Here is a 23,741-nt window from a genome sequence, read left to right on the forward strand (position 1 = left end):
GAGGAGGAACAGGGCCGCCCCCGTATCGAGGGACCCCTCATGCTGCTACCCCGGGTGGTGCGTGACTCAGCGATCGTGGCCTACCGCAACCTGCTGACCATCCTGCGGGTGCCCACCCTGCTGGTGACGGCCACCATCCAGCCGCTGATGTTCGTGTTCCTGTTCGCCTACATCTTCGGCGCGTCCCTGGGCGGCAGCCAGTACCGGGAGTTCCTGCTCGCCGGAATCTTCACGCAGACAGTCGCTTTCAATGCCGCGTTCACCACCGTCGGCCTGGCCAACGACCTGCACAAGGGCATCATCGACCGGATGCGGACGCTGCCCATGTCGCGGCTGGCGGTGCTGATGGGCCGCACCCTCTCGGACCTGGTGGTCAACATTCTGGCGTTGGCGGTGATGGTGGTCTGCGGGTACGTGGTCGGCTGGCGGATCAACGGGTCGATCATCGACGCGGTGCTGGCGTTCGGGGTGATCCTGCTGTTCGCGTTCGCCATGTCGTGGGTCGGGGCGATCACCGGGCTCATGTCGCCCAGCGTCGAGGTGGCCCAGAGTGCCGGTCTCATCTGGCTTTTCCCGCTGACCTTCATCTCCTCGGCCTTCATCTCCGGGGAGACGCTGCCCGGCCCGCTGCGTACCGTCGCCGCCTGGAATCCGATCACCGCGGTGTCGGCGGCCGGGCGCAAACTCTTCGACAACGGGTCCCCGCCGTCGTTCGAACCGGCCACCGGCTGGCCTGCCGACCACTGCGTCGAATACTCCGTCTACTGTTCGCTGGCCATTCTGGCGATCTCGGTGCCGATCGCCCTGCTGCAGTACCGGAAGGTGGCCAGTCACTGAGCCGGTGGCACGGGAAGGGCCCCGCACCGGTGTGGTGCGGGGCCCCTTTTTTTTTCCCGTTTTGTCGCGGTGCTCAGCCGCGGCGGCGGGTCTTGAGCAGCTCCATGCGCTCCTGCAGGAGCTCTTCGAGCTCCTCCTTGCTGCGACGCTCCAGCAGCATGTCCCAGTGGGTGCGGGGCGGCTTGACCTTCTTGGGCTCCTGAGTGGTGCCCTCGAGCAGGATGCCCTCCTGGCCGTTGCGGCACAGCCAGGTCGGCGGGATTTCGGCGTCGTCGGCGAAGGGAACGTCGAATTCCTCGCCGTTGTCGGTGCGGTACCGCGCCATCCGACGCGGCGCCAGGTCGTGGTCGCGGTCGGTCTCGTAGCTCACCGCTCCGAGCCGAGACCCCCGGAGTACGCGATCTGCCATGAGTGCGGTCCCTTCTCGCCTGTCGGCAATGTTCTACATCAGTGTTTCTGCAGCTGCGCTACCTACTGTCAACGCAGCCGCGCACGTGTCGGTTCCCGTGGGAGAACCCTGCCATCCTACTCGTCCGGCGCGCCCACTCCGCCGCGGCGTGCCCTTGCGCCCGGTCGCGGCCGCAAACCGCTAATGTGACGGACCATGTCTCGACGCGTGCTGTCCTGCTGCCAATGGTGCGGGCGGGAGATCGCCGAATCGGAGATCGGACGCCGCCGGCGGTACTGCCGGCAATCGTGTCGCCAGCGGGCGTACGAACATCGAAACAGCGTGAAGGGCACCGGCATTCCCGAGGATTCGGTGGTGCTCAGTGCCCAGGAGGTCTCGGACCTGTCCGATCGCTGGTTCGCCGCCCGCTGCGCCGCCGAGGATGTGGCCACGGCGGTCGCGGAGGGCGCCGAGATGATCGAACTCGCCGATCTCACCGCGACATTGGTGGCGTTGACGCGCGAGGCGGAACGGCTGCGCTGACCGCGGCGTGGCGGCCGGCGGGCAGGGCGCGCACGCTCAGTGCGTAGACGAGGCCGATGCCGAGCGCGGTGACGGCGGCGACAAGGCCGAGGGCGGTGAGGGTTTCAGCGTCGGGCCGGGTCACCGGCTGCCCGCGCAGCGCCTGCCACATCAGCAGCGCCACCAGAGCGGTGTAGCCGAGCGCCAGCACCCCGATCAGCCGGGTGCGGGTGCGCTCGGTGCGCAGCCATGTCACGGCCGGGGCGAGGCGGGCCAGCACGATGGCCGCCACGATGAGCAGTTGGATGCCGTGCAGGCCCGCGAAATGCGCGATCCGCATGTCGCCGCCCGCAGTGCTCCAATGGGTGATCGGCATGCCCTCGACACCGTCGCGGACGGCGGGCTGCCCGCTGACGAAGGTGTGTCCCGCGCCCAGCCGGACCGGGTGCCCGTAGGCGTCGGTGGTCTGCTGCTGGCCGCTGAAGCCCATGGTGTAGCCCAGCGCCATGCCGAACACCGCGATGCCCAGGCCCGCGCGGATGGCCAGCGAGGTGGGCCGGTCGGTGACGCGCTGCCACGAAAGGGTCACCGCGATCACCAGATTCGCGAGGAACAGTCCGGGCACGCCGGTCATGAACACCCACTGGCCGATGGTGTTGACCGCGTCGTGCTGGGTGTTGAAGTGGCTGAAGGTGCCGCGCGCGGCCTGCACCACCACGAAGCCGACGTCCACGATGGCGGTGGCGGCGAACAGGGCGCCCATCCACCAGGTCAGCCGCTGCCCGCGGTGCGGGAACGACACCAGCCAGGCCAGGGTGCCGCAGTAGAGGACCATGGCGATGGCGAACTTGAGCGGCTTGAGCCACACCGATTCGCCCAGCAGCATGCGGTCGTCGAAGGCCATGGCGCCCAGGGAGAACACGGCCAGGGCCGCCATGGCCGCGGTGGTGACGAGCAGGGGGCGGTGCAGCCGGCGAGCGGGGACGGTGGGGGTGAGCGGCGCGAGCGGCGGACGATCGAGCGTGGTCATGACGGTGACGCTAGGTCCGTGCGGCCGCCCGCCACGTCCCCCGGCGGTGGGGTGGGCACGTAGTACCCGGGTATGAGAACAGCCCCGGCGGTATGAGCCGGGGCTGTTCTGCGTGGGTCGCGAACGCCGTTGTCGCGCAACCGATCCGTGCCCCCTGCAGCGGGCGCCCGGATGAGCGGTGGGGTCAGTCGGTGGACATGGCGACGTCCATGCCGCGCCCGGCCAGGTAGGGCAGCGGGTCGACGGGCGCGCCGCCGCCGGTGTGCACCTCGTAGTGCAGGTGCGGTCCGGTGGAGTAGCCGCGGCTGCCGACCGTGGCGAGTATGTCGCCGGCGCGCAACTGCTGGCCCACCTGGACCAGGATGTCCTGCATGTGGCCGTAGACGCCGATGGTGCCGTCGTCCTGCAGCACCCGCACCCACAGACCGAATCCGGAGGCGGGGCCCGCCTCGATGACGGTGCCGTCGGTGATGGCGTGGATCGGAGCACCGAAGCCCTCGCCGAAGTCGATGCCGGCGTGCATGGCGCCCCAGCGGATGCCGAAGCCGGAGGTGAGCGGACCGGCGACCGGGCGCACGGTCTTGGGGCGGGCCTGCTCGGCGTGCAGGCCGTCGAGGAAGTCGAGCACCGGCTGCGGGACCACCTGCGGCATCTGCGCCTCGCGCGGGGTGAAAGCGGTGAACGCGCCGTCGATCTGGGCGGCGTTTGCCACGGAGTCGCCCGCGAGCTCGTGGGTGGCGTGCGGATCGGTGGCGGCCAGCGCGGTTAGGGTGGCGCCGACGACGGCGGTGACGGCCGCGGCACGGGTCGCGACCGAGCGGTACCGGCCGGTTCCACGCAGGCGAGATAACGGAACGGTTACGGGCATTGCTCGACCGTACGAGAACCCGGGTGTCGTTCAGAAGCCGAGTTGCGACCGTCACAGTGCCCTGAAAGTCCAGTTCGTGTATTACGAGACGATAACGACGCGAGGCAATTCGTGGATGACGTCGGCCTCCGGGGTTTGCCGGCGAATTGACCCCGGGAGGGCGGTGCGGGCACTCTGCTTAAGTGGTCACTAATGGAGTGCGGGTGTTGAGCGCGCTCGCCGACGGTACTCGCCGAGCGGTGTTCGAAGCCCTTCCGCAGGGCCCGAAATCGGTGGGTGAACTCGCCGAGGCACTGGGCGTCACCAGTTCGGCAATCTCCCAGCATCTGAAGGTGCTGCGTGAGGCACGCCTGGTGATGATGCGGCCGCAGGGCAACCGCCGTCTCTACTCCCTGGACCCGCGCGGGCTGGCCGATGCGCGTGACTATCTCGAACAGTTCTGGCCCAGCGCCCTGGCCGCCTACTCCGCGGCCTTGTCCAGCGCGCAGACCGAACCCTCCTCCGAGTAGCGCGAACCTGCGGGCGGGCCGAACGGGGCGGGAACGGGCCGGGGTCGTAGGAGCAGACGCGAGGCTGCGGGAGCGGACCGGAGTCAGGAGACGGGCAGCAGTCAGCAGGGCGGCGTACGGCTGGATCGCCGAGACCCGGGCGGCCGGGCGGTTACGGTGGCGGGGTGGGTACGTCCGTCGTTGTCGAGAGTCCGCGCCGGACAGTGCTACCCGGCTGGTCGGTGCCGCTGATCTTCGTCGCGGGCGGCGTCTCGCAGTATCTCGGTGCGGCGATCGGCGTCCATCTGTTCGGCACGGTCGAACCCGCGACGGTGGCCTGGCTGCGTGCGGCCGCCGCGGGTGTCGCCCTGCTGGCGTGGCGGCGGCCCTGGCGCCGGCGCTGGACCCGCCGCTCGATCGGGGTGGCTGCCGGGTTCGGCGTGGTGACCCTGGGCATGAATATCGCCTTCTACGAGGCGATCGCGCGGATCCCGCTCGGCACGGCGGTCGCCATCGAATTCCTGGGACCGGTCGCGGTGGCCGCTCTCGGGTCACGCCGGCCCCGTGATCTCCTCGCCGTCGCCCTGGTGGTCGCCGGTGTCTTCCTGCTGGCGGGCGTCTCCTCGGATGCCCGGCCGGCCGGTGTCGGGTTCGCCTTGCTCGCGGCCGCGCTGTGGGCGGGCTACATCCTGCTGGGTAAGCGGGTCGCCGACGCGGGTTCGGGCCTGGACGCCCTGGCCGTCGGTATGGCCGCGGCCGCACTCCTGCTGGCCCCGATGCTGGTGACGCGCCAATGTGTGCTCGCCCCAGCCGCTTTCGCGGACGCGGGTACCTGGCTGCTGGGCGTCGGTGTCGGCGTGCTGTCCAGTGCCGTTCCCTACGCCCTCGACCAGTTGGTCCTGCGCACGGTCGGCCGCGCCCGTTTCGCCTTGCTGCTGGCGCTGCTCCCGGCCACCGCGGCCGTCATCGGCGCGCTCGCGCTGGCCCAACGGCCCGCTGCCCCCGAACTCGCGGGCATAGCGCTGGTGATGGCGGCTCTGACTCTCAGTGCGACACAACGCGATAGCCGTCCGCGGTTGCGCGGGAACGTGCGGCCGTCCCAATCGCGGGAATGAACGCGGGCGCGCGATCTCAGCGGATTCGCCCGGCGAAGCCCCGCAGAGTTCCGAAGATGGGATTCACCCCACCCGCCGGAAGGTCTGCTGGGCGCGGCGGTCCAATCCGGTGCCGGGCCAGGGGCGTTTGCGCAGTTGCTTGTCGACGGCGTTGACGACCTCGGGCACGCCGATCTTCAGCAGCCCCGGGTCGATGTCGTCGGCGTCCGGGTCGCCGGTCTGCCCGGCCCAGAGCACGGCGTGGCGGCCGAGCAGGTGCGGGGGCGGGCCGCTGCGGCTGGGCGGGTTGGGGCCGAAGAGCAGCACGGTGCGGGTGCCGAAGGCGGTGGCCAGGTGGGCGACGCCGGTGTCGCCGCACACCACGAGGGCGGCCTCGGCGACGGTGGCGGCCAGTTCGATGAGGTTCTGCTGGCCGGCGAGGACTCGTGCCGAGGAGAGTCCCGCGCGGGTGGCGACGCCGAGCGCGGTCTCGCGTTCGGATTCGTCACCGGTCACTACGACATCGCGATCCTGGACCAGCAGATGCCGGACCACGGCGGCGAACCGGTCGGCCGGCCAGCGCCGGGCGGTCGCGCCCGCGCCGACGTGCACGACCACGGCGTCGCGGTGGCTGGTGCTGGCCACCGGCGGCACCAGGCCGAGGTTGCGGCGATCGGCGGCGATGCCGTCGGATTCGAGCAGATGGCACCAGCGGTCCACGTCGTGCATCTCGGGCTGCCATTCCGGGCCTGGCAGATCGGGGAACGCCGGATTGCGGTAGGTGAGAATGCGTTCGGGCTTGGTGCGGGTGAGTTCCGCGATGCCTTCCGTGCCGTCGAGATTGACGGCCAGGGCCGGTGATTCGCCGTCCCAGCGCAGTCCGACGGTGTCGTGGATGGGGACCATTTCGTCGACGGAGGCGATGAGGTCGACGATGGGTTTCAGGCGATGGGGTGCTGCCAGTGCGATGTGGTCGCCGGGCCGGGCCCGGCGCAGGGCGCGCAACGCGGGTACGGCGGTGAGGAGATCACCCAATCCGCGTGCTCGCAGCACTAGTACAACCGCCACCTGAATTCTCCTAGCCGCTCACGTCGCCCACGACGCTGCGGTCCGCCACCGGACGTGCGGGGACCATTGCGTGAGGACTACCCGGCCCGCGCGGGGGTGAAACCCTGGGGACCGGTCCGCGCCCTGGCGGAAACCGCTGTTACTACCGGCTGTCGTTGTCGCGGGTGGATGGATTACCGTGTGCAGTCATGACGGTCGTCTACAACCTCATGGTCACGGCTCACCTGCTCGGTATGGCGGCGGTGGTCGGCGGGTATGTCGCCTCCCAGCCGCGGGTGTCGGAGCTGATGGTGTGGGGTGCGCGTGTGCAGATCCTCACCGGGGTGATCCTGCTCGGCATGGCCGAGTCGATCCATTCGCTGGGCAAGGACCCCGATATGGCGAAGATGATCACCAAACTGGTGGTGGCGGTGCTGGTTGCGGCCTTCGCCGAAATGGGGCGTGCGGACGCCAAGCGCGGCAAGGAGGTGGCGTGGATGACCCACGCGGCCGGCGGGCTGGCGATCCTGAACGTCTTCATCGCGGCGCTGTGGAAGTGAGTGGACGCGAAACCGTGAGCGCGACAACCGCATAGCGTTGTCCTGCGTGAAAGGCGATGCCGCACAGGGTGCATGACTGCACCGCGTGCGGCATCGGGCGTTTCCGGGCCGGGCTCAGGGGTGCCGGACGAGCTCGGGCGGGAGTTCGCGGGCGGTGTGGCGGGCCAGGTTCTCGGCGATCTCGGCGGCGACCACCGCGTGCCCGGCCATGGTCAGGTGGATGAGATCGGCGGAGAGCCAGTCCGGGCGCAGTCGCGCGGGGTGGTCCCAGAATTCGGTGAGGATGGCGTCGTGGCGCTCGGCGACGCGGCGCACGGCGTCGGCGAATCCGGCGAACAGCGGGCGCAGGGGAGCCATGCGCCCGGTGAAGGAGTCGGCCAGGGTGAACAGGGACAGCCGCGCGCCGGTGGCGGCCACCCGGGTGCACAGCCCGTCGAGGGCGGCCTCCACATCGGGCAGCCGGGCATTGCGCAGGAACAGGTCGTTGCCGCCGCAGGTGACGTGCACCAGGTCCGGGCGGAATGCCTCGAGCGCCGGCAGTTGCGCGGTGGTGACGTCGGCGATGACCGCGCCCAGGACGCCGGTGTTGAGGTAGTCGGTGCTCGGGTGGGTGGCGAGCAGCCAGCGCGCCACGCGGTCGGCCCAGGGGACCGTGGCGTAGCCGGGCCAGGGGTCGCCGGTGCCGGCGGCGGTGGAGTCGCCGATGACGGCGAACCGCCGGAACGGCACGTCGCGCAGGAGGGCGGCGGCTGCCGGATCGGACAGGGTGAACGGATCGGTGGCTTCGGTGCGGGCGGTCATGGCTGGGGCTCCTCGGCTCGGATCGGCAGGGCGGCGAGAACGGCTGCGGCGACGGCGATTCCGGCGCACACGGCGAACAGGGTGTGGAAGGCGGTGAGCGGCTGGGCCGGGTGGGCGGCGAAGACCGCGGCGAGCACGGCCACCCCGAGCGCGCCGCCGGATTGGCGGGCGGTGAGGTTCATGCCGACCCCGGCCGCGAACCGGTGCGGCGGCAGCGATCGCGCGGCGGCGGTGCCGAGCACGGTGATGAGCAGGCCGATGCCGCCGCCGCCGAGCAGTCCGGCCGGCACCCACGCCGTCCACAGCGCCGGGGTGGCGTTCCAGCTGCCGGTGCTCATGGAGAGGGTGGACGCGGCGAACATGACGGCGCCGAGCACGCCCAGCCACCGCTGCCACGGTACCGGCGCGCGCCCGGCCAGGACCGCGGTGACCATGGAGGCGATCGCGCCGACGGTCATGGCGGCCGCCGACTGCAGCACCGAGTAGTGCCACATGGTGTCCAGCCACAGCGGCCCGGCCAGCAGCCAGGCGAACATGGTCGCGCCGAAGACGAAGGCGACGGCATTGACCAGCGCGTAGTGGTGGCTGCGCCACAGCCCGACCGCGATGGCGGGACGCGGATGCGTCCGCGACCGCCACAGTGCGAGGCCCAGCAGTACGAGCCCGCCGAGACCGGTGACGAGGGTTTGCTGAGCGCCCCAACCCCATTGCTGTCCCTGGGTGACCGCGGCGACGACCGCGCCGATGCCGAGTCCGGTGGCGACGGTGCCGATCGGATCGGGCAGCCCCTGCGCGTGCCGCTGATCGCCGCGCGCGAGCCGCAGCCCGGTGGCGATGAGCAGTGCCGCGATCGGCACGTTGATGACGAAGACCGAACGCCAGCCGAACCAGTCGACGAGCGCGCCGCCCACGGCCGGGCCGACGGTGGCGGCGAATCCACCGGCCGCGGTCCAGGCGGCCATGGCGACGCCGATGCGGGCGGGCGGGGTGACGCTCAGGACCAGGCCGAGTCCGGCCGGGATGAGGAAGGCCGCTGTCGCGCCCTGCAGGAAGCGGCCGGCGATGAGCCAGTCCGCCCCCGGCGCGAGTGCGCACAGCAGTGAGGTGAGCGCGAATCCGGCCAGGGCGGTGAGGAATACGCGACCGCGGCCGAGGGCGTCGGCCAACTGTCCGGCGGGGGTGAGCAGGGCGGCGAAGGCGACGGCGTAACCGCTCACCACCCAGGTCAGGGTGGTGGCGGCGGTGCCGGGGTAGTCGCGGGTGATGGCGGGGAAGGCGATGTTGACCACGGACAGGTCCAGGAAGGACACGAACGCCGCGCCGGAGGCGACGAGCAGGGCGAGGCGGGCCGGGCGGTCGGAGGACGTGGTGGCCGAGGGGGATCGGCCGGCGCGAGCTTCGATGCTCGGCGGGGAGGTATCGGGTGCTGCGGGCTGATGCCGGCTGATGTCGGTCATGACGGGCTCTCCACGGAAGGGGGGTCGGAGCGGGATCAAAACAGTACGCACGATCGTTCGTATTTTTGAAAAGTACGACCGATCGTGCGTAAAAGCAACCGTTGGTGCGAAGATGAAGAGGTGGATGAACCGGTGCAGCCTTCCGAGCAGGAGATTTCCGATCAGCGGCGGCTCAAGGGGGCGCGCGCCCGCGCGGCCATCGCCCGTCACGCCGCCGATGTGGCCTCGGTCGAGGGATTGACCGGGCTGAGTCTGGGCCGGCTCGCCGGGGATCTGGGGGTCAGCAAGTCGGGGGTGGCGACATTGTTCGGCACCAAGGAGAACCTGCAGCTGGCCGCAGTGCAGTCGGCGCGCGAGGTGTTCATCGAGCACGTGGTCCGCCCCGCCCTGAGCGCGGACCGTGGCATGCCGCGACTGCGGGCGATCATCGACCACTGGTTCGACTACGTGGGTGAGCCGCTGCTACCCGGCGGCTGCTTCCGGGGCGCGAGCGTGCCCGAGTTCGACAGCCGCCCGGGCCCGGTGCGTGACGCCCTGGCGGCCGACCGCGACGACTGGTTCGCGGTGCTGGAGAAGGAGATCGGCCGCGCTCAGGAGCAGGGCTACCTGGCCGGGCTGGACCCGCATGCTGTCGCGTTCCAGTTGGATGCGGTGGTGGCGGCGGCGAATACGGCCGCGCGGATGGGTGACGAGACGGCGCTGCCCACCGCGCGCGCGATCATCGACGGCCTGCTCGGGGCCGGCCGCTGACCATCGCCGTGACCGGCGGGAATGCGTAATCCGTTCGCGCCCGGCAATTCTGCATCGACTGCACGTCGGCGCGATCCGGTGGCGATGCGTGGCATGCGTGAATGCGGTTCGGGCGCAGCCGGTTTCACGTGGAGCAATGTCACCGTGTGTCTCCCACCCGCGTGTCTCACGCCGGGCGCGGTGCGTACATGATGAGCCCCACTCCGGCCAGGCACACCAGCGCGCCGATCACGTCCCAGCGGTCGGGCCGGAAGCCGTCCAGCGCCATGCCCCACAGCAGCGACCCCGCCACGAAGACGCCACCGTAGGCGGCGAGGATGCGCCCGAAGTGGGCGTCGGGCTGCAGGGTGGCGACGAACCCGTAGCAGCCGAGCGCCACCACCCCCGCCCCCATCCACAGCCAGCCGCGGTGCTCGCGCACGCCCTGCCAGATCAGCCACGCGCCACCGATTTCGGCGACGGCGGCCAGCCCGAAGAGCACGATCGATCGCAAGACGGTCATGGCAGCCCACCCTAGAGTCCGCGACCGGTGTCCGGTCGGACCGCCCCGTGTGCGGTCTGACCGGTCCGGATCATCGTTGGGCGTCGGCGCGGTCGAACAGCTGCTGTCCGAGGTAGCCGCCCGGGCCGGGCACGCCGGGCGGGACGGCGAAGACCGCCGAGCCGACCGGTGTGGTCCATTGGTTGAGGGCGTCGAAGTCGGCCAGTCGCTGCTGTACCGGCAGGTACTGGGCGTCGATGTCGCGCTGGAAGGACGCGAACAGCAGGCCCGAGTTGGAGACGTGCCCGGGGGCGGGCGCGTCGTCGTAGTTGTAGCCGCGGCGCAAAAACCGCTCCCCGTCGTGGGCGTGGTGGGCGCGGGCGATGTGGGAGGACGGCGGGATCTTCGGGATGCCGTACTGGTCCACGGCCGCGAAGTCGGGTTCGTCGAATTCCCGGGTACCCGACAGCGGCGCCCCGTGCTCGACGGTGCGGCCGACGGTGATGGCGCGCCCGTCGGCGTCGAGTTCGTCCCAGGTCTCGAGGTTCATGGCGATGCGCCGCAACACCATCGAGGTACCCCCGGCCAGCCACGGCCGCACCGATCCGTCGTCCCACACGAGGCGATCGAAATCGGTTGTGCCGGGCGCGATGTTGACCGTGCCGTCCACCGAGCCCATGAGATTGCGCATGGTCCGGCCGCGGGCGCCATTGCGGAACCCGCGCTGCACCCATTTCACCGTGACCAGCGATTTCACATGCTTGGACAGCACCCGTACCGCGTGCGAGACCGTGGTGGCCTCGTCGGCGCAGATCTGCAGCAGCAGATCACCGCCGCACCAGGCGGCATCGAGCTTGTCGATGGTGAACGGCGGCAACGGTTTCAGCCAGTGCGGCCGCTGGTCCTCGAGTCCGGCGACGGTGAACAACCGCGGCCCGAATCCGGCGGTGACGGTGAGCCGGGCGGGCCGGGCGGCCAGTTCCGGTTCGGTGTCGGCGAGTGCCGGTCTGCCCTGGGTCAGGCGCGAGGCGTCGTCGGTCCAGATCTTCAACAGCCCGACGATGTCCTCGCGCTGTGCGCCCGCCACCAGGTCGAAGGCGACGAAGGCCGCGTGCAGCGGCGGATCCGTCGCGATGCCCGCCTGATGCGGGCCGTGGAACGCGACCGTGTCCAGTCCGGGATCGCGATCGTGGTCGCGGTGGGTGAGTGTGGCCGCGCCCCAGCCGACGCCGGCGGAGCCGGCGATTGTCACCGCGGCGGCCCCCGCGGCGGCGCCGCCGCCGAGGAGTCGCCGCCGGGACAGGCGGGGGTGCGGTTGTGGCCGGTCAGCCACCGTGGGCGGCGTTGTCGCCGGAGGGCTGGTAGTTCTCCTTGCCACCCGCGAAGTCCCGCACCTGCGCGGTGACGGTGGTGCTGGACCCGTCGGAGAAGGTGAGCGTGATCGGAGTGTCCGCGCCGGTGCGCAGCGGGGCCTTCAACCCCACGAACATGAGGTGGTCGCCGCCGGGCTTCAGGGTCGCGCTGCCGTGGGCGGGGATGACGATGCCACCGGCCTTGGGCCGCATGACCTTCTCTCCGGCCGCGTCGGGGGCGATCTCGTGGATCTCCACGGTGGCCGAGGCCGGGCTGGTGGCCGCGACCAGGTTGATCGGCTGGTCGGAGGTGTTGGAGAGAGTGCCGAAGGCGGCGGACATGCCGCTGTCGGCGGCCTTGATCCACTGATCGGTCATGGTGATCCGGTCGGCGGCCTTGCCGGTGGCGTCCGAGGCGGTCTGCGAGGAGGAGCAGGCGACGGGCAGCAGTGCCAGGGTCGCGACGGCGGCGGCCGCGCCGACGCGGCGCGCGAATCCGCCGGTGCGCAGGCGGAAGCTGTGGCAGGAGGGCATCTGGGACATGGGAAATGGACTCCGTGTGTCAGGGGGAGGGGAAGTCACCCCGGACCGGTTCACGGCGACACCCGTTCGGCGCAGGCCTGATTCGGCCACTGCGCGGGGAGGAGTCGTCGCGGATCTATGCCGGAGCGAGGTGTGATAACGGTGCGCCGGCCCGGGGTGGGCCACGACGCCCGATTCCCGGACTGACGAGCAGGCGACGCGCCTCGGCGCGATCGTCGGCGCGGCGCGGGCGCAGGCGCGGCGCGGGCGGCCGCAGGATCGAACCCAGCGCGAGGATGAACCGCCGCACGCTGGTGATGGCCCGGCGTATGCCGGCCTCGGCGGCGCGAATCGCGAGCGCGCCCACCGGAATTGCGACCAGGTGGGCCAGCAGCATCGACGGCGAGGAGCTGTGCTGGTGGTGGCCCGGCGACATCGACAGTGCCGCATGGCCGATGGACTGACCCACCGCCAGCATGGCCATGGTTCCGGCGATCCCGTAGCGGGGGCGCAGGGTCGCCACCACGACCCCGATCAGCGTGCACGCGGCGAACAGCAGGGCGAGCGCGGAACCGTCGAGCAGGGTCGCGCCGCCGCCGAGTCCGTGCGCGAGAATCGCTACCGCGCCGGAGGATGCGCCGACGGCAGCGCCGCGCAGGCGCGCGGTGTGATCCGTCGGTGAGCGCACCCGGCCATGCTACGACGTCGTGTCGCAGACGATGCTTCCAGGTGGTATGACCGGCGTCTCCACAGGATCTTCACAATCGATGCGAACCATCTCCACGGCGGTTGCCTAATGTCACCTGCATGGAAACCAGTGCGCGCCGGATCCTCGTCGTCGAGGACGAGCCGACCATCGCGGAATCCCTCGCCGCCCGCCTGCGCGCCGAGGGGTACGCGGTCGACATCGCGCACGACGGGCCCGCGGCCGTGGCCGCCGACGCGGCCGGGGACCCGGATCTGGTGGTGCTGGACGTGATGCTGCCCGGTTTCGACGGGCTCGAGGTCTGCCGCCGCATCCAGGCTCGCCGGCCGGTGCCGGTGCTCATGCTGACCGCCCGCACCGACGAAACCGACATGCTCGTCGGCCTCGGGGTCGGCGCGGACGACTATCTGACGAAACCGTTCTCGATGCGCGTGCTCACCGCCCGCGTGCACGCCCTGCTGCGCCGCGTGGACCGCACCGCGGCCCCGGTCGCCGCCATCGTGGTCGGTGATCTGCGCATCGACACCGATCAGCGACGGGTGTGGCGTGGCGACGCCGAAACCCAGCTCACCCCACTGGAATTCGAGCTGCTGGTGCACCTGGCCCGCCGGCCGCGCACCGTGCTGGCCCGGGAACGGCTACTCAGCGAGGTGTGGGGCTGGGCCGACGCCTCGGGTACCCGCGCCGTCGACAGTCACGTCAAGGCGTTGCGGCGCAAGCTCGGCGCGGACCTGATCCGCACCGTGCACGGCGTGGGGTACGCGCTGGAGGCTCGATGAACGGCGGCGGGCGCGCAGCGGAGGGGCAGCGGTGAGCGTGCGAGAGTGGTTGCGGGCGGCCGGGAATCGGGCGGCGGGGTGGATGCCGCGGCCGCTGGACCGGGTGCGGTCGATCAAACTGAAGCTGGCCATTCTCATGGTCGGGTCCGGGGCGGTGGCGTTCGGGTTCTTCGCCTCACGCATCGGATGGCTGCCGCCGCGCACCACCATCGCGGCCACACTGCTCGCGCTGCTCTTCTCGCAGGTGCTCGCCCACGGCATGACCCTGCCGCTGCGGGAGATGACCGCCGCCGCCAAACGCATGGCGCAGGGGGACTATTCGCGGCGGGTGCGTGCCACCTCCCGGGACGAGGTGGGTGAGCTGGCGGCGGCGTTCAATCAGATGGCCGCCGATCTGGCCGCCGCCGACCAGCAGCGGCGCGAGTTCATCGCCAATGTCTCGCACGAACTGCGCACCCCCATCACGGCGCTGGGGGCGGTGCTGGAGAACCTGGTCGACGGTGTGGCCGAACCCGATCCGGCGACCCTGCGCACCGCGCTCGCTCAGACCGAGCGGCTGAGCCTGCTGGTGTCGGAGCTGCTGGCGCTGTCGAGCGTCGAGGCCGGTGCGGTGGCGCTGGACCGCGAAGCCGTCGCCGTGGAGCCGCTGCTGAAAGAGGTTGTGGCCGAAGCGGAGGTGATGGCGGCCGCGGTCGACCGGCCCGTCCGCTTCACCATCGCCGCCGCTCCCGATCTCACCGTGCACGCCGATCGTGCCCGCCTGCACCAGGTTCTGCTCAACCTGCTCGACAACGCCACCCGCCACGGCCCCGCCAGCGGTGAGGTCCGCATCCACGCCCACACCGACCGCGCCGGCACCGTCATCGATGTCGCCGACGACGGCCCCGGCATCCCGATCGCCGACCGTGCCCGCGTCTTCGAACGCTTCACCCGCGGCGGCCGCGCCACCGGCGGCGGCACCGGCCTCGGCCTGGCCATCGCCCGCTGGATCGTCGACCTGCACGGCGGCACCATCGCCGTCGCCGACCCGGGCTCCCGCATCCGCATCACCCTCCCCGCTTCCTGACCTCACCCCGTCCGCAACCCGCAGCGCCCCGGCGCTCCCGGGTCGCTCCCGCACACCCATCGGAGGCCTTGCCATGCCCGAAAACCCTTCCGCCGCACCCTCTCCCGACGACCAGTCGCCCGCGCCCGCACCTGAACTCACAGCGAGTGAACCGCCGGCACCTGGTTCGGGACCGCGCGAACCCGAAGAACTCCAACCCGGGCCGGGAAGGACCGGCCCGAGAGCCTCCGAATGGGCAAGGCCTGGAGCGCCGCAACCAGAGCCGGGAGTGCCTGAACCGTGGACAACCGGAGTGGCGACCCCTGATGCGGCGGGCCCTGCTGTGGCGACTCCCGATATGGCGAGCGTTGCGGGGGCGACCCCCGTGATCGCTACCCCGGGGCAGTGGTCCGCTCCCACGCTGCCGGCAGTCCCGGCCGTTCCCGGCCAGCAGTGGCCCATGGCCGCACAACCGGCCGGTTCGTCGACAGTGCGCCCGGGTGCCACGAATTCTGTTCCACCCCAGCTGATTCCACTCCAGCTGATTCCGCCCCGCTCGGCGCGGGTGCCCGTGCCGAGCGGGTTGCTGGCGGCTACCGCCGCGGCGGGATGTGCCGGGGCGATCCTGGTGCCCGTCGACCGTCCCGGTGTCGGATGGCTGCTCGCGGGCCTGGTGATCACGGGCGCGGTGTACGCGGTCGACCGGTCGGCCCGGCGGACGGTTCCGAGCGAGCACGGCGTTGTCTCGGCGGCGCGTGACGCGGATGCAGCGGTCGCCGCTGCTTCGGGGACTGTGCCCGCTGCGCAGCCCTCTTCCGCACTGGCCGCGCCTCCCACGTCCAGCACCGCCACCCGCCGTCCCGTTGATGTCGGCTCGGGTGCTTCTTCCGTCGGCGGCCCCGGTGGGCCCGAGGACGGTGCCGGGACCGGCAGTGCGGGCCGGCCGCGTCCCGGTGGGTCGGGGCGTACAGGCGGGGTGTCGTGGGATCGGATCTGGTGGGTCGGAGTGGCGCTGGCGCTGCTGGGTGTCGGTGTGTTCCGCGCTGCCCCTTGGCTTTTCGTGCTCTGTGTGCTCGGGGCAGCGCTGGCCGGGTCGTTGGCGGTGGTGCGGCGGTCGGTGTACGGGCTGTGGTTCGACCTGCCGGCGGTGGCGTTCGCGGGACTGAATTCGCCGCCGTGGCTGTATCGGGCGATGACGGGGGCGCGTGGGCGCTTCGGGAAGGGTTCGCAGCGGGTGTGGTGGTCGGTGGCGGTGGCCGCCGCGCTGCTGGTGATGGTGGTGCCGTTGCTGGCGGGCGCGGATGCGGTGTTCGCGGGGCTGGTGGACGGGCTGATGCCGCGCATCGACGTGCCTGCGGCGGTGCGATGGGGTTTGGTGTTCGTGGTGGTCGGGTTGGGGACGGCCGGGGCGCTGTATCTGCTGGCGGGGCCGCCGCCCGTGGCCGACGATGCGGGCCCGGGCCGGGGGCTGGATCCGGTGGGTTGGCTGGGGGTGCGCAGGTTCTCGCCGATCGAGTGGGGAATTCCGGTGGGCGCGTTGACGATCGTGTTCGCGGCGTTCGTGGGCACACAGGTGGTGGTGCTGTTCGGCGGCGACGGGTATGTGCAGCGCACGGCCGGGCTGACGTATGCCGAGTACGCGCGCTCCGGGTTCTGGCAGCTGTCGATCGTGAGCATGCTGACCCTCGCGGTGATCGGGACAGTGCTGCGGCACGCGCTGCAGGACACGGTGATCGAGCGGCGCTGGTTGCGGGGCGCGATCACGGTGGTGATCGGGTTGTCGCTGGTGATCGTGGCATCCGGGTTGCATCGCATGTGGACCTATCAGCAGGCGTACGGGTTCACGGTGATGCGGCTGCTCGTGGAGGTGTTCGAAGCCTGGATCGCGCTGGTCTACCTGCTGCTGCTGGCGAGCCTGGTGCGGTTGCGGCGCGGCTGGGTGCCGCGCGCGGCGGTCGGCGCCGCGCTCGCGACCGTGCTGGCACTGGCGGTGGCGAACCCGGAACGGTTCATCGCCCAACGCAATGTGGAGCGCTGGCAGGCGGGCAAGTCCCTCGACACCGGGTATCTGAGCACCCTGTCGCCGGATGTGCTGCCGGTGGCCGACCGGCTGCCCGACGCCGAGCGCGCGGCCATTGCGGACATCATTCGCGCACGCCTGTCCGGTGATTCGTGGCAGGGCTGGAACTACGCCCGCGCCACCGCCCACCGGTGATCAGGAGCCGAAGCTGACCGGGGTCCAGGTGCGGCCCGCGTCCTGGGTGGCGAGCATCGTGGTGGCCAGGTGCTTGGATCCGGTCTGCGTCATGATCACGAAACCGGTTGTCTCGGTGACGAAATGGCCCGAGCTCTCGCGCCAGCCCTGGGCGGGTGCGCGGTAGGTGGTCGTCCACGTTGCGCCGCCGTCGGCCGAGGTGAGCAGATGGTCGTCGAGAGCGGCGACCAGATGGGTGGGATCGGCGGGGATGAGCGCGGCAGCTGCGGACAGCGTCGGCGACAGCTGCCCGGTCTCGGTGAAGGTGGCACCGCCGTCGGTGGAGGTCATGAGCTGGGTGGTGGTGCCGCCGTCGGAGTACGGGCCGGATCGGCCACACAGGGCGACGAGCCGCTTTTCGGAGAACGGGTGCCAGGCGGCGGGACCATTGCCGCCACAGGGCAGTTTCCACGGTGTCCACGTGCCGTCGACCGATCGGGCACCCTCCGCACCCCGGTTGGTGACGACCATCCAGGCCCGGCTGCCGAGCACGGTGACAGCGGCCGAGGGGTCCGGGCCGCCGCTGCCGGGTACCGGGATCTCGGTGGGACCGGTCCACGCATCACGGGTGAGAGGGCTGGTGAACAGCACGGTCCGTTCACCGGGCTGCACGGTGGCGATGTACACGCTGTCGTCGGAGATCGTGAACGACCAGGCGTCGACGACCGGATCGATGTCGAGATCGATCTCGCGCCAGGTCTTTCCGCCGTCGTGGGTGGCGAACAGCTTGTCGCCGGCCCGGATCCAGCCATTGCGGGCGTCGGCGAACCTCAGCCAGTGGCCCTTGGACCCGGAATCGCGCAGCGGGGCCGGGAGCGGGGCCTGCTGCCAGGTCTGCCCGCCGTCGGCGGTGTGCTGCAACGCCAGGCAGGGCTCGCTCGCGCACGGATAGGTCCGGCCCAGCACCCAGCCTTCGTCGGCGGAGATGAAGGTGATCGAATCGGGTTGGAAGCCGACCGGATCCGGCGCCGCGGCCTCGACGGCGGTCGGCGTCAGGGCAGGCCCGGTGGTCGGGGCCGCTGTCGCGGGGGCCGTCGTCGTGTCGGTCGCCGCCGAGTCCGGGCCGCTCTCACCGGTTTTGATGGTGAGCGCCGCGACCACCCCCGCCGCCAGGACCGGTACTCCGACTCCGACGACTCCGGCCAGCACGACCGGATTCCGCAACCCCACCGGCCCGGACTCCCTTCAGCACATCACCGGGGCCTTGTTCCGGGCGGTCACCCGGCGGCCCTGCGGCACAACGGGATCGAGTATGCCCGGTGAGTGCCCGATTTGCCCACCCGGCTCGGGATTCGCCCACCCTGCTCGAATCCCCTGCGCGCCGGGCGGCCTGTGGACAGCGATATCGCCGATGAGCTGGTAGGGGACCGGGGTATCCGGCAATGCTGAGCGGAGGGCGGCGCGCCGCTGATGGAGGGCGGCGCGGGTGGGTAGCGGGCCGGTTCAGCCGCGCAGCCGGCCCAGCAGCCGCAGGGCGGCGTCGAGCATGCCGTCGAGGGAGTCGGTGACATAGAGCAGGTCGATGAAGAAGTCGTCGAATCCGGTATCGGCGGCGACCTTCTCGATGGTGGCGGCGACCCGTTCGAGGTCGGTGCCCGCGGCGACGTTCACCCGCAGCACGGTGCCGATGTCCTTCGGATCGCGGCCCGCGGCGAGCGCGGCCTCGTCGATGACGCCGCGCAGCTTCAACAGCTGCTGACCCCAGGCGGGCGGGCCCGGCACCGGCACCACGGGCAGCCAGCCGTCGGCGCGTCGGCCGATGCGGGCCAGACCGGCCGGGCTGAACGCGCCCAGATAGATCGGCGGCCGCGGCCGCTGCACCGGCTTGAGCTCACTGCGATGCTCGGGCACCGACACGTAGCGGCCGCGATATCCGGCCGGGTCGGTGGTCCAGATGGCTTCCAGCGCATCGAGGGTCTCGTCCAGCCGGGCGCCGCGATGGGTGAAGGGGACCTCGGCGGCCTCGTACTCCTCCGGCGACCACCCGATGCCGAAGCCGGGAATCAGCCGGCCGTTGCTGACCACGTCGACCGTGGTGAGCGCGCGGGCCAGCTGCGCGGGCCGATGCAGCGGCGCGATCAGCACATTCGCGCCGAGGGCGACCCGCTCGGTCACCGCCGCCGCGATCCCGAGCAGCACCAGCGGGTCGAGCACCGAGTTGAACTCGCCGGGAATGGTGTCCTTGCCCCCGTAACCGACCTTCGGATCGGTGGCCGCGATGAGCCGCTCACCCACCCAGAGACTGTCGGCCCCCGCCTGCTCCAGCGCAGTCGCATAATGCGCCACCCGCGCGCCCTCACGGGCCTGTGAACCATGCTGAGGAAGAGCAAAGCCGATTTTCACCCTTCCGGTGATACCAGACACGCGATCACGCCGGGCCACGGGATCGCGGACAGGATGGACGGGGTGGGAGAGCACATGGGAGACGGCCGCGCCCATCACCATCGGCGACAATGTCTGGCTCGGCGGCGGGGTCATCGTCTGCCCGGGAGTGAGCATCGGTGCGAACACGGTGGTTGGGGCGGGCAGCGTCGTGACCCGTGAGCTGCCCGAAAAGGTGTTCGCCGCAGGCAATCCCGCGCGGGTGATCCGGCCGCTGTGACCGATATCGGCAACGGGCACGGAACCGGATCTGGTGCGACTTCGCTCACCGATGCCGAAGTTGGTTCGGCGTGACCTTATCCGGGCAGGCCCGCCAGGTCGGCGCACAGCCGGTGCAGGCGGGTGGCGGCCGCGTCGTCCTGGGCGGCGGGGGAGGGCGCCTTGACACGGTTGCGCGCGAAGTAGCAGCCGGACACGCAGGAGACGTCGGGGTCGGTCGCCAGATAGGTGAGGGCCCTCGCGGCCGTGCCGGCGTCGGTCATGAACAGGCGTTTGCCGAGCGCCAGCGCGGGCCGGGCGAACCAGGGGGCGGCATCCCAGATGCCGGTGGCGACGACCCCCGGATGGAAGGCGTTGGCGGTCACCCGGGTTCCGTCCAGCCGCCGGGCCAGGTCGCGCGTGTACAGAATGTTGGCGAGCTTGGCACGGCCGTAGGCGGTGGCGCCGCTGTAGCCGTGCCGCAGTTGCAGGTCCTCGAAGTCGAGGGCATTGCCGTAGTGCATGACCGACGAGGTGAACAGGATCCGCGCCGGGGCACTGTGGCGCAGCAGATCCAGCAGCAGTTCGGTGAGCAGGAATCCGGCGAGATGGTTCACCGCGAAGGTGGCTTCCAGACCGTCCCCGGTTTCGGTGCGCGACATGTGGAATGCGCCCGCATTGTTGGCCAGCACGTCGAGCCGGTCGTATCGAGCGGCGACGGTTGCGGCGAGCTGCCGTACCTCGGCGAGGGAGGAGAGGTCGCATTCGATCGCATCGACCGGCGCGGCGGCGGTAGATCGCACCGATTCGACTGCGGCACTGAGCTTTCCGGGATTGCGGCCGACCAGGATGACACGGTGACCGGCCGCCGCGAGCTGCCCCGCCGCCGCCAATCCGATCCCCGACGTGGCCCCCGTGATCAGCATGGTCTTCATGCCCGGCCAGCCTGCCACACCCCGGGCGCACTGTCGCGGTACGCCGGACCGCGTATCCGGCGCCGACCCGCTGTCCGACTTCGCCGTTCCCGCGCCTCGAGCCCGGTCCGCCGCGGGCCCGGGCCGGTCAGACGGCCGCGGGAATCTCGCTCAGGCTCAGATAGATTCGCTTGCCCTCCGCGCGCGCCTGCGCCACCATCCGATCGGCGCCCTCGGACGGACCGCCGATGCGCAGCACCGCGTCACAACGGGACAGCAGCTGCTCGGCGACAGGATGGAAGATCTCGTCGTAGAGCGGGTCGCCCGGGCGCGTGCTGCCGGCGGTCTCGAGCAGCGGCAGCGCCAGCGCTTCACCCGTGACCGCCAGATGCCCGGCGCGGAAGAGGGTCAGGGCCGTCTCGTTCATGGCCCGCACATTGGCCGCCAGTTTGACCGGATCGTCGCCGGTCCCCGAGCGGTACGGGCCCGCGACCAGGATCATCTGAGAATTCGACACGGTAGCTCCTTCGATCATCGGTTCATACGCCAATTCGGTTCACGCCGTATGGAGGACGACGCCCGCCTCACGCAGGGCGTCGAGGGTCTGCGGACCGGCCGGATGGATCGCCGGGTCGGACGCGGAGCGGTCGGTGACGAACTCCTGGACCGCGCCCAGCCCGGCCACCTGGCTGAAGGCCCGCACCCCGAGCTTGGTCGCATCCGCCACCGCCAGCACCCGCGCCGACTGCGCGATCCCGGCCTGCTTGACCGCGGCATCGTCGAGACAGAACTCCGACCAGCCGTACTCGGCGTGCACCCCGCCGATCGACATCACGAACACGTCGAACGCGAGCGACTCCACCGCCCGCAAAGCCAACGGCCCGACCAGGGATCGCTCACCCGGCCGGGACCGGCCACCCGCCACCAGCAACTCGATCCCGGGACGGTCGGCCAGGCACACCGCCGTCTGCAGACTCAGCGCGGTCACCGTCAACGGACCGCGCTCGGCCAGCGCCCGGGCCACATGCACGGTTGTCGTCCCGGCGTCCAGCAGGACGCGCGACCCGGGTGCGATGAGGGCCGCGACGGCCGCGCCCAGCCGATCCTTGGTCGCGGCCGACCAGCCCGCGCGATCGGCGAACCCGCCCGCCTCGGTCCGCGCCCGGGTCGCCACCGCCCCGCCGTGCACCCGCCGCACCAGGCCGCGCTGCTCGAGCGCGTCCAGGTCGCGGCGCACGGTCATCTCCGAAACACCCAGGCGCTGCGCCAATTCCGCCACCGCGGCCCGCTCGGCGCCCTGCACCAGGCGCAGCGTCACATCCAACCGTTCACCGGCATCCACCCGACATTTCTAACAGAGGTGTGTTCGAATGAACAGAGTTTGTTTCGTATTGTCCGAGGCTGGACGCTTACCTCCCAGGTAATGGCCTGCGGTGGTTGATCATTCGTACGATCGGCACATGGCGACTCACACGGCAGGCGACCTCCTGCGGCACTGGCGCACCACCCGGCGGCTCAGTCAGCTCGAACTCGCCGGCCGCGCCGAAACCTCCACCCGCCACCTCAGCTTCATCGAAACCGGTCGCGCCACCCCCAGCCGCCAGATGCTGCTGCACCTGTCCGACGAACTCGACATCCCCCTGCGGGAACGCAACCGCATGCTCCTGGCCGCCGGATACGCACCCGTCTACGCCGAACCCGAACTCGACACCCCCGCCATGCAATCCGTCCGCGACGCCCTCCGCCGCATCCTCACCGGCCTCGAACCCCACCCCGCCCTCGCCATCGACGCGAACTGGACCATGGTCGACGCCAACGCCGGCATCGGACTGTTCCTCGACGGCATCGACCCCGCCCTGCTCGCGCCGCCCGTCAACGCCCTGCGCCTGACCCTGCACCCCGACGGCTTCGCCGCCCGCATCATCAACCTCGCCGAATGGCGCGGCCACCTCTTCGAACGCCTGCAACGCCAGATCGAAGTGACCGGATCACCCGAACTCACCGCGCTGCTCGACGAATTGCGCGCCTACCCCGGCGGCGCGGAATCACCCGGCCTGCCCGAACCCGACCAGGCCGTCGTCCCACTGCGTGTGCGCCTCGACGGCCACGAACTCGCCTTCCTCAGCGTCACCACGGTTTTCGGCACACCCATGAACGTCACCGTCGCCGAACTCGCCATCGAAGCCTTCCTCCCCGCCGACGCCGCCACCGCCGCCCACCTCCGCGATCGCCTCACCGTCGCGGGAACCTGACCACCGCAACCCGATCCGACTAGTCGGTCCGCCCGAGCCGGTCCATACCTCACAATGAGATTCCATGGACGTGCCCGCGCACCTCACCCACCTCACCGGCACACCCATCACCCGCGTCGACCACCTCGGCCACAGTCACGCCTGGACCCTCCACCGCGCCCACACCGCCGACGGCCGCACCCTCTTCGTCAAAGCCGTCCAGAACGACACCGCCTCCGCCGTCCTCACCGCCGAAGCCGCCGGCCTCCGCTGGCTGGCCACCGGCCACCCCACTCTCGTCCCACCCGTCGTCGCCGCCGACCCCCACATGCTCGTCCTGCCCTGGCAGCCACCCGAACCCGCCACCCCCACCGCCGCCGAACACCTCGGCCACGACCTCGCCACCCTCCATACCGCCACTCCACCCACCTACGGCGCCCCCTGGGACGGCTACATCGCCACCCTCCCGCTGGACAACACTCCCAGCACCGGCGACTGGGGCCCCTGGTACGCCGAATACCGCCTGGCCCCTTACGTTTCCGCGGCCGCCCCCGAGCTCGGCCGCGACGGCACCCGCCTCCTCGACCGCGTCATCGACCGCATCGACCACCTCGCCGGCCCACCCGAACCCCCCGCCCGCATCCACGGCGACCTCTGGTCCGGCAACATCCTCTGGTCCACCGGCCGCGCCCTCCTCATCGACCCCGCCGCCCACGGCGGCCACCGCGAAACCGACCTCGCCATGCTCACCCTCTTCGGCGCCCCCCACCTCGACCGCATCCTCGCCGCCTACCAAGAAACCACCCCCCTGAGTTCCGGCTGGCGCCAACGCATCCCCCTCCACCAACTCCACCCCCTCCTCGTCCACGTAATCCTCTTCGGCGGCTCCTACCGGGGCATGCTCCTCGCCGCAGCCGCCTCCGCCCTGGCGGGCTAGTTCCGCGATCGCTGCCCTGCCGGTGCGGGACACGGCACAAGGTCCCATGGCCGATGCCGGGGCCGCAGCCGAGAATGGGGGAGCATTCCATCGCTGGT

At 71.1% G+C, this 23,741-nt stretch carries 26 protein-coding genes and 1 pseudogene; 12 read left to right on the plus strand and 15 right to left on the minus strand.

Features of this window, described 5'->3' with window-relative positions; translation table 11 throughout:
• The first annotated feature begins 54 nt into the window (after positions 1-54).
• Complete coding sequence (locus ACFXKA_RS09830) at positions 55-837, plus strand: ABC transporter permease (protein ID WP_379426926.1); 783 nt, start codon at positions 55-57, stop codon at positions 835-837.
• A 73-nt stretch (positions 838-910) separates the two neighbouring features.
• Here the strand turns inward: ACFXKA_RS09830 and ACFXKA_RS09835 are convergent, their stop codons facing one another.
• Positions 911-1,246, minus strand: a complete 336-nt coding sequence (locus tag ACFXKA_RS09835) for an RNA polymerase-binding protein RbpA (protein WP_040857934.1) — start codon at positions 1,244-1,246, stop codon at positions 911-913.
• 195 nt (positions 1,247-1,441) lie between these two features.
• Between ACFXKA_RS09835 and ACFXKA_RS09840 the strand changes: the two genes are divergently transcribed.
• Positions 1,442-1,768, plus strand: a complete 327-nt coding sequence (locus ACFXKA_RS09840; RefSeq protein WP_040857932.1) for a hypothetical protein — start codon at positions 1,442-1,444, stop codon at positions 1,766-1,768.
• Here ACFXKA_RS09840 and ACFXKA_RS09845 read toward each other — a convergent pair.
• Together ACFXKA_RS09845 and ACFXKA_RS09850 are read right to left on the minus strand one after the other, a co-directional pair.
• On the minus strand, positions 1,719-2,777 hold the full coding sequence (locus ACFXKA_RS09845; protein WP_379426848.1) for a hypothetical protein: 1,059 nt from the start codon (positions 2,775-2,777) through the stop codon (positions 1,719-1,721). The genes ACFXKA_RS09840 and ACFXKA_RS09845 overlap by 50 nt on opposite strands.
• Before the next feature lie 184 nt (positions 2,778-2,961).
• On the minus strand, positions 2,962-3,645 hold the full coding sequence (locus ACFXKA_RS09850; protein ID WP_379426849.1) for a M23 family metallopeptidase: 684 nt from the start codon (positions 3,643-3,645) through the stop codon (positions 2,962-2,964).
• A gap of 182 nt (positions 3,646-3,827) precedes the next feature.
• On the opposite strand from ACFXKA_RS09850, the gene ACFXKA_RS09855 reads away from it, so the two are divergent.
• Together ACFXKA_RS09855 and ACFXKA_RS09860 are read left to right on the plus strand one after the other, a co-directional pair.
• Positions 3,828-4,154, plus strand: coding sequence for an ArsR/SmtB family transcription factor (locus ACFXKA_RS09855; RefSeq protein WP_379426850.1), 327 nt, complete (start codon positions 3,828-3,830; stop codon positions 4,152-4,154).
• A 164-nt stretch (positions 4,155-4,318) separates the two neighbouring features.
• A complete protein-coding gene (locus ACFXKA_RS09860; RefSeq protein ID WP_379426851.1) occupies positions 4,319-5,248 on the plus strand; it encodes a DMT family transporter in 930 nt (309 codons plus the stop codon).
• A 63-nt stretch (positions 5,249-5,311) separates the two neighbouring features.
• Here the strand turns inward: ACFXKA_RS09860 and ACFXKA_RS09865 are convergent, their stop codons facing one another.
• Positions 5,312-6,295 (minus strand): glycosyltransferase family 9 protein, encoded by a 984-nt coding sequence (locus tag ACFXKA_RS09865; protein ID WP_379426852.1) that lies wholly within the window; start codon positions 6,293-6,295, stop codon positions 5,312-5,314.
• Positions 6,296-6,483: 188 nt separating this feature from the next.
• Here ACFXKA_RS09865 and ACFXKA_RS09870 point away from each other — a divergent pair, with 188 nt between their 5' ends.
• Positions 6,484-6,834: a hypothetical protein gene (locus tag ACFXKA_RS09870; protein WP_379380628.1), complete on the plus strand. Its 351-nt coding sequence runs from the start codon at positions 6,484-6,486 to the stop codon at positions 6,832-6,834.
• Positions 6,835-6,948: 114 nt separating this feature from the next.
• On the opposite strand, the gene ACFXKA_RS09875 is transcribed toward ACFXKA_RS09870, so the two are convergent.
• Positions 6,949-7,635: an SGNH/GDSL hydrolase family protein gene (locus ACFXKA_RS09875; protein ID WP_379426853.1), complete on the minus strand. Its 687-nt coding sequence runs from the start codon at positions 7,633-7,635 to the stop codon at positions 6,949-6,951.
• Complete coding sequence (locus ACFXKA_RS09880) at positions 7,632-9,092, minus strand: MFS transporter (RefSeq protein WP_379426854.1); 1,461 nt, start codon at positions 9,090-9,092, stop codon at positions 7,632-7,634. The genes ACFXKA_RS09875 and ACFXKA_RS09880 overlap by 4 nt, the downstream gene beginning before the upstream one ends.
• A 120-nt stretch (positions 9,093-9,212) precedes the next feature.
• On the opposite strand from ACFXKA_RS09880, the gene ACFXKA_RS09885 reads away from it, so the two are divergent.
• Positions 9,213-9,842, plus strand: coding sequence for a TetR/AcrR family transcriptional regulator (locus ACFXKA_RS09885; protein WP_354832319.1), 630 nt, complete (start codon positions 9,213-9,215; stop codon positions 9,840-9,842).
• Between the two features lie 166 nt (positions 9,843-10,008).
• Here ACFXKA_RS09885 and ACFXKA_RS09890 read toward each other — a convergent pair whose 3' ends face one another.
• The 4 genes from ACFXKA_RS09890 to ACFXKA_RS09905 form a co-directional block, all read right to left on the minus strand.
• Entirely contained in the window at positions 10,009-10,344 is a 336-nt protein-coding gene (locus tag ACFXKA_RS09890; protein ID WP_379426855.1) for a YnfA family protein, read from the minus strand.
• 70 nt (positions 10,345-10,414) lie between these two features.
• A complete protein-coding gene (locus ACFXKA_RS09895) occupies positions 10,415-11,656 on the minus strand; it encodes a Dyp-type peroxidase (protein WP_379426856.1) in 1,242 nt (413 codons plus the stop codon).
• Entirely contained in the window at positions 11,649-12,209 is a 561-nt protein-coding gene (locus ACFXKA_RS09900; RefSeq protein ID WP_379426927.1) for a copper chaperone PCu(A)C, read from the minus strand. Before ACFXKA_RS09900 ends, ACFXKA_RS09895 begins: the two co-directional genes overlap by 8 nt.
• Before the next feature lie 124 nt (positions 12,210-12,333).
• The gene (locus ACFXKA_RS09905; RefSeq protein WP_379426857.1) at positions 12,334-12,885 is read right to left on the minus strand and encodes a hypothetical protein; all 552 of its coding nucleotides are present in this window, start codon (positions 12,883-12,885) and stop codon (positions 12,334-12,336) included.
• A 119-nt stretch (positions 12,886-13,004) separates the two neighbouring features.
• On the opposite strand from ACFXKA_RS09905, the gene ACFXKA_RS09910 reads away from it, so the two are divergent.
• The 3 genes from ACFXKA_RS09910 (at position 13,005) to ACFXKA_RS09920 (ending at position 16,942) form a co-directional block, all read left to right on the plus strand.
• Positions 13,005-13,682 (plus strand): response regulator, encoded by a 678-nt coding sequence (locus ACFXKA_RS09910; RefSeq protein ID WP_379380639.1) that lies wholly within the window; start codon positions 13,005-13,007, stop codon positions 13,680-13,682.
• Between the two features lie 82 nt (positions 13,683-13,764).
• Positions 13,765-14,748 (plus strand): ATP-binding protein, encoded by a 984-nt coding sequence (locus ACFXKA_RS09915; protein ID WP_379426928.1) that lies wholly within the window; start codon positions 13,765-13,767, stop codon positions 14,746-14,748.
• A 364-nt stretch (positions 14,749-15,112) separates the two neighbouring features.
• Entirely contained in the window at positions 15,113-16,942 is a 1,830-nt protein-coding gene (locus tag ACFXKA_RS09920) for a DUF4153 domain-containing protein (protein ID WP_379426858.1), read from the plus strand.
• Here ACFXKA_RS09920 and ACFXKA_RS09925 read toward each other — a convergent pair whose 3' ends face one another.
• Positions 16,943-18,151, minus strand: coding sequence for a WD40/YVTN/BNR-like repeat-containing protein (locus tag ACFXKA_RS09925; protein ID WP_379426859.1), 1,209 nt, complete (start codon positions 18,149-18,151; stop codon positions 16,943-16,945).
• A gap of 273 nt (positions 18,152-18,424) precedes the next feature.
• A complete protein-coding gene (locus tag ACFXKA_RS09930) occupies positions 18,425-19,363 on the minus strand; it encodes a TIGR03619 family F420-dependent LLM class oxidoreductase (protein WP_379426860.1) in 939 nt (312 codons plus the stop codon).
• 37 nt (positions 19,364-19,400) lie between these two features.
• On the opposite strand from ACFXKA_RS09930, the pseudogene ACFXKA_RS09935 reads away from it, so the two are divergent.
• Positions 19,401-19,583 (plus strand): annotated as a pseudogene (locus tag ACFXKA_RS09935) (DapH/DapD/GlmU-related protein); the annotation flags it as partial.
• 76 nt (positions 19,584-19,659) lie between these two features.
• Here the strand turns inward: ACFXKA_RS09935 and ACFXKA_RS09940 are convergent.
• The 3 genes from ACFXKA_RS09940 to ACFXKA_RS09950 form a co-directional block, all read right to left on the minus strand.
• Positions 19,660-20,496, minus strand: a complete 837-nt coding sequence (locus tag ACFXKA_RS09940) for an SDR family NAD(P)-dependent oxidoreductase (protein ID WP_379426861.1) — start codon at positions 20,494-20,496, stop codon at positions 19,660-19,662.
• A 127-nt stretch (positions 20,497-20,623) separates the two neighbouring features.
• Positions 20,624-20,992, minus strand: coding sequence for a hypothetical protein (locus ACFXKA_RS09945; RefSeq protein WP_379380649.1), 369 nt, complete (start codon positions 20,990-20,992; stop codon positions 20,624-20,626).
• A 39-nt stretch (positions 20,993-21,031) separates the two neighbouring features.
• Complete coding sequence (locus ACFXKA_RS09950; protein ID WP_379426862.1) at positions 21,032-21,817, minus strand: DeoR/GlpR family DNA-binding transcription regulator; 786 nt, start codon at positions 21,815-21,817, stop codon at positions 21,032-21,034.
• 118 nt (positions 21,818-21,935) lie between these two features.
• On the opposite strand from ACFXKA_RS09950, the gene ACFXKA_RS09955 reads away from it, so the two are divergent.
• Both ACFXKA_RS09955 and ACFXKA_RS09960 read left to right on the plus strand, forming a co-directional pair.
• Entirely contained in the window at positions 21,936-22,727 is a 792-nt protein-coding gene (locus tag ACFXKA_RS09955) for a helix-turn-helix domain-containing protein (RefSeq protein WP_379426863.1), read from the plus strand.
• Between the two features lie 64 nt (positions 22,728-22,791).
• The gene (locus tag ACFXKA_RS09960) at positions 22,792-23,643 is read left to right on the plus strand and encodes a fructosamine kinase family protein (RefSeq protein ID WP_379426864.1); all 852 of its coding nucleotides are present in this window, start codon (positions 22,792-22,794) and stop codon (positions 23,641-23,643) included.
• Positions 23,644-23,741: the final 98 nt, after the last annotated feature.

Source organism: Nocardia sp. NPDC059228, from assembly GCF_042754245.1.
GTDB lineage: Bacteria > Actinomycetota > Actinomycetes > Mycobacteriales > Mycobacteriaceae > Nocardia.

Excerpts from the sequence above, each read along its gene's own strand:
- ACFXKA_RS09910 (WP_379380639.1), top strand. The coding sequence starts at position 13,005 with ATGGAAACCAGTGCGCGCCGGATCCTCGTCGTCGAGGACGAGCCGACC.
- ACFXKA_RS09845 (WP_379426848.1), bottom strand. The coding sequence starts at position 2,777 with ATGACCACGCTCGATCGTCCGCCGCTCGCGCCGCTCACCCCCACCGTC.
- ACFXKA_RS09940 (WP_379426861.1), bottom strand. The coding sequence starts at position 20,496 with ATGAAGACCATGCTGATCACGGGGGCCACGTCGGGGATCGGATTGGCG.
- ACFXKA_RS09840 (WP_040857932.1), top strand. The coding sequence starts at position 1,442 with ATGTCTCGACGCGTGCTGTCCTGCTGCCAATGGTGCGGGCGGGAGATC.
- ACFXKA_RS09915 (WP_379426928.1), top strand. The coding sequence starts at position 13,765 with ATGCCGCGGCCGCTGGACCGGGTGCGGTCGATCAAACTGAAGCTGGCC.
- ACFXKA_RS09870 (WP_379380628.1), top strand. The coding sequence starts at position 6,484 with ATGACGGTCGTCTACAACCTCATGGTCACGGCTCACCTGCTCGGTATG.
- ACFXKA_RS09880 (WP_379426854.1), bottom strand. The coding sequence starts at position 9,092 with ATGACCGACATCAGCCGGCATCAGCCCGCAGCACCCGATACCTCCCCG.
- ACFXKA_RS09875 (WP_379426853.1), bottom strand. The coding sequence starts at position 7,635 with ATGACCGCCCGCACCGAAGCCACCGATCCGTTCACCCTGTCCGATCCG.
- ACFXKA_RS09850 (WP_379426849.1), bottom strand. The coding sequence starts at position 3,645 with ATGCCCGTAACCGTTCCGTTATCTCGCCTGCGTGGAACCGGCCGGTAC.
- ACFXKA_RS09955 (WP_379426863.1), top strand. The coding sequence starts at position 21,936 with ATGGCGACTCACACGGCAGGCGACCTCCTGCGGCACTGGCGCACCACC.
- ACFXKA_RS09890 (WP_379426855.1), bottom strand. The coding sequence starts at position 10,344 with ATGACCGTCTTGCGATCGATCGTGCTCTTCGGGCTGGCCGCCGTCGCC.
- ACFXKA_RS09835 (WP_040857934.1), bottom strand. The coding sequence starts at position 1,246 with ATGGCAGATCGCGTACTCCGGGGGTCTCGGCTCGGAGCGGTGAGCTAC.
- ACFXKA_RS09960 (WP_379426864.1), top strand. The coding sequence starts at position 22,792 with ATGGACGTGCCCGCGCACCTCACCCACCTCACCGGCACACCCATCACC.
- ACFXKA_RS09900 (WP_379426927.1), bottom strand. The coding sequence starts at position 12,209 with ATGCCCTCCTGCCACAGCTTCCGCCTGCGCACCGGCGGATTCGCGCGC.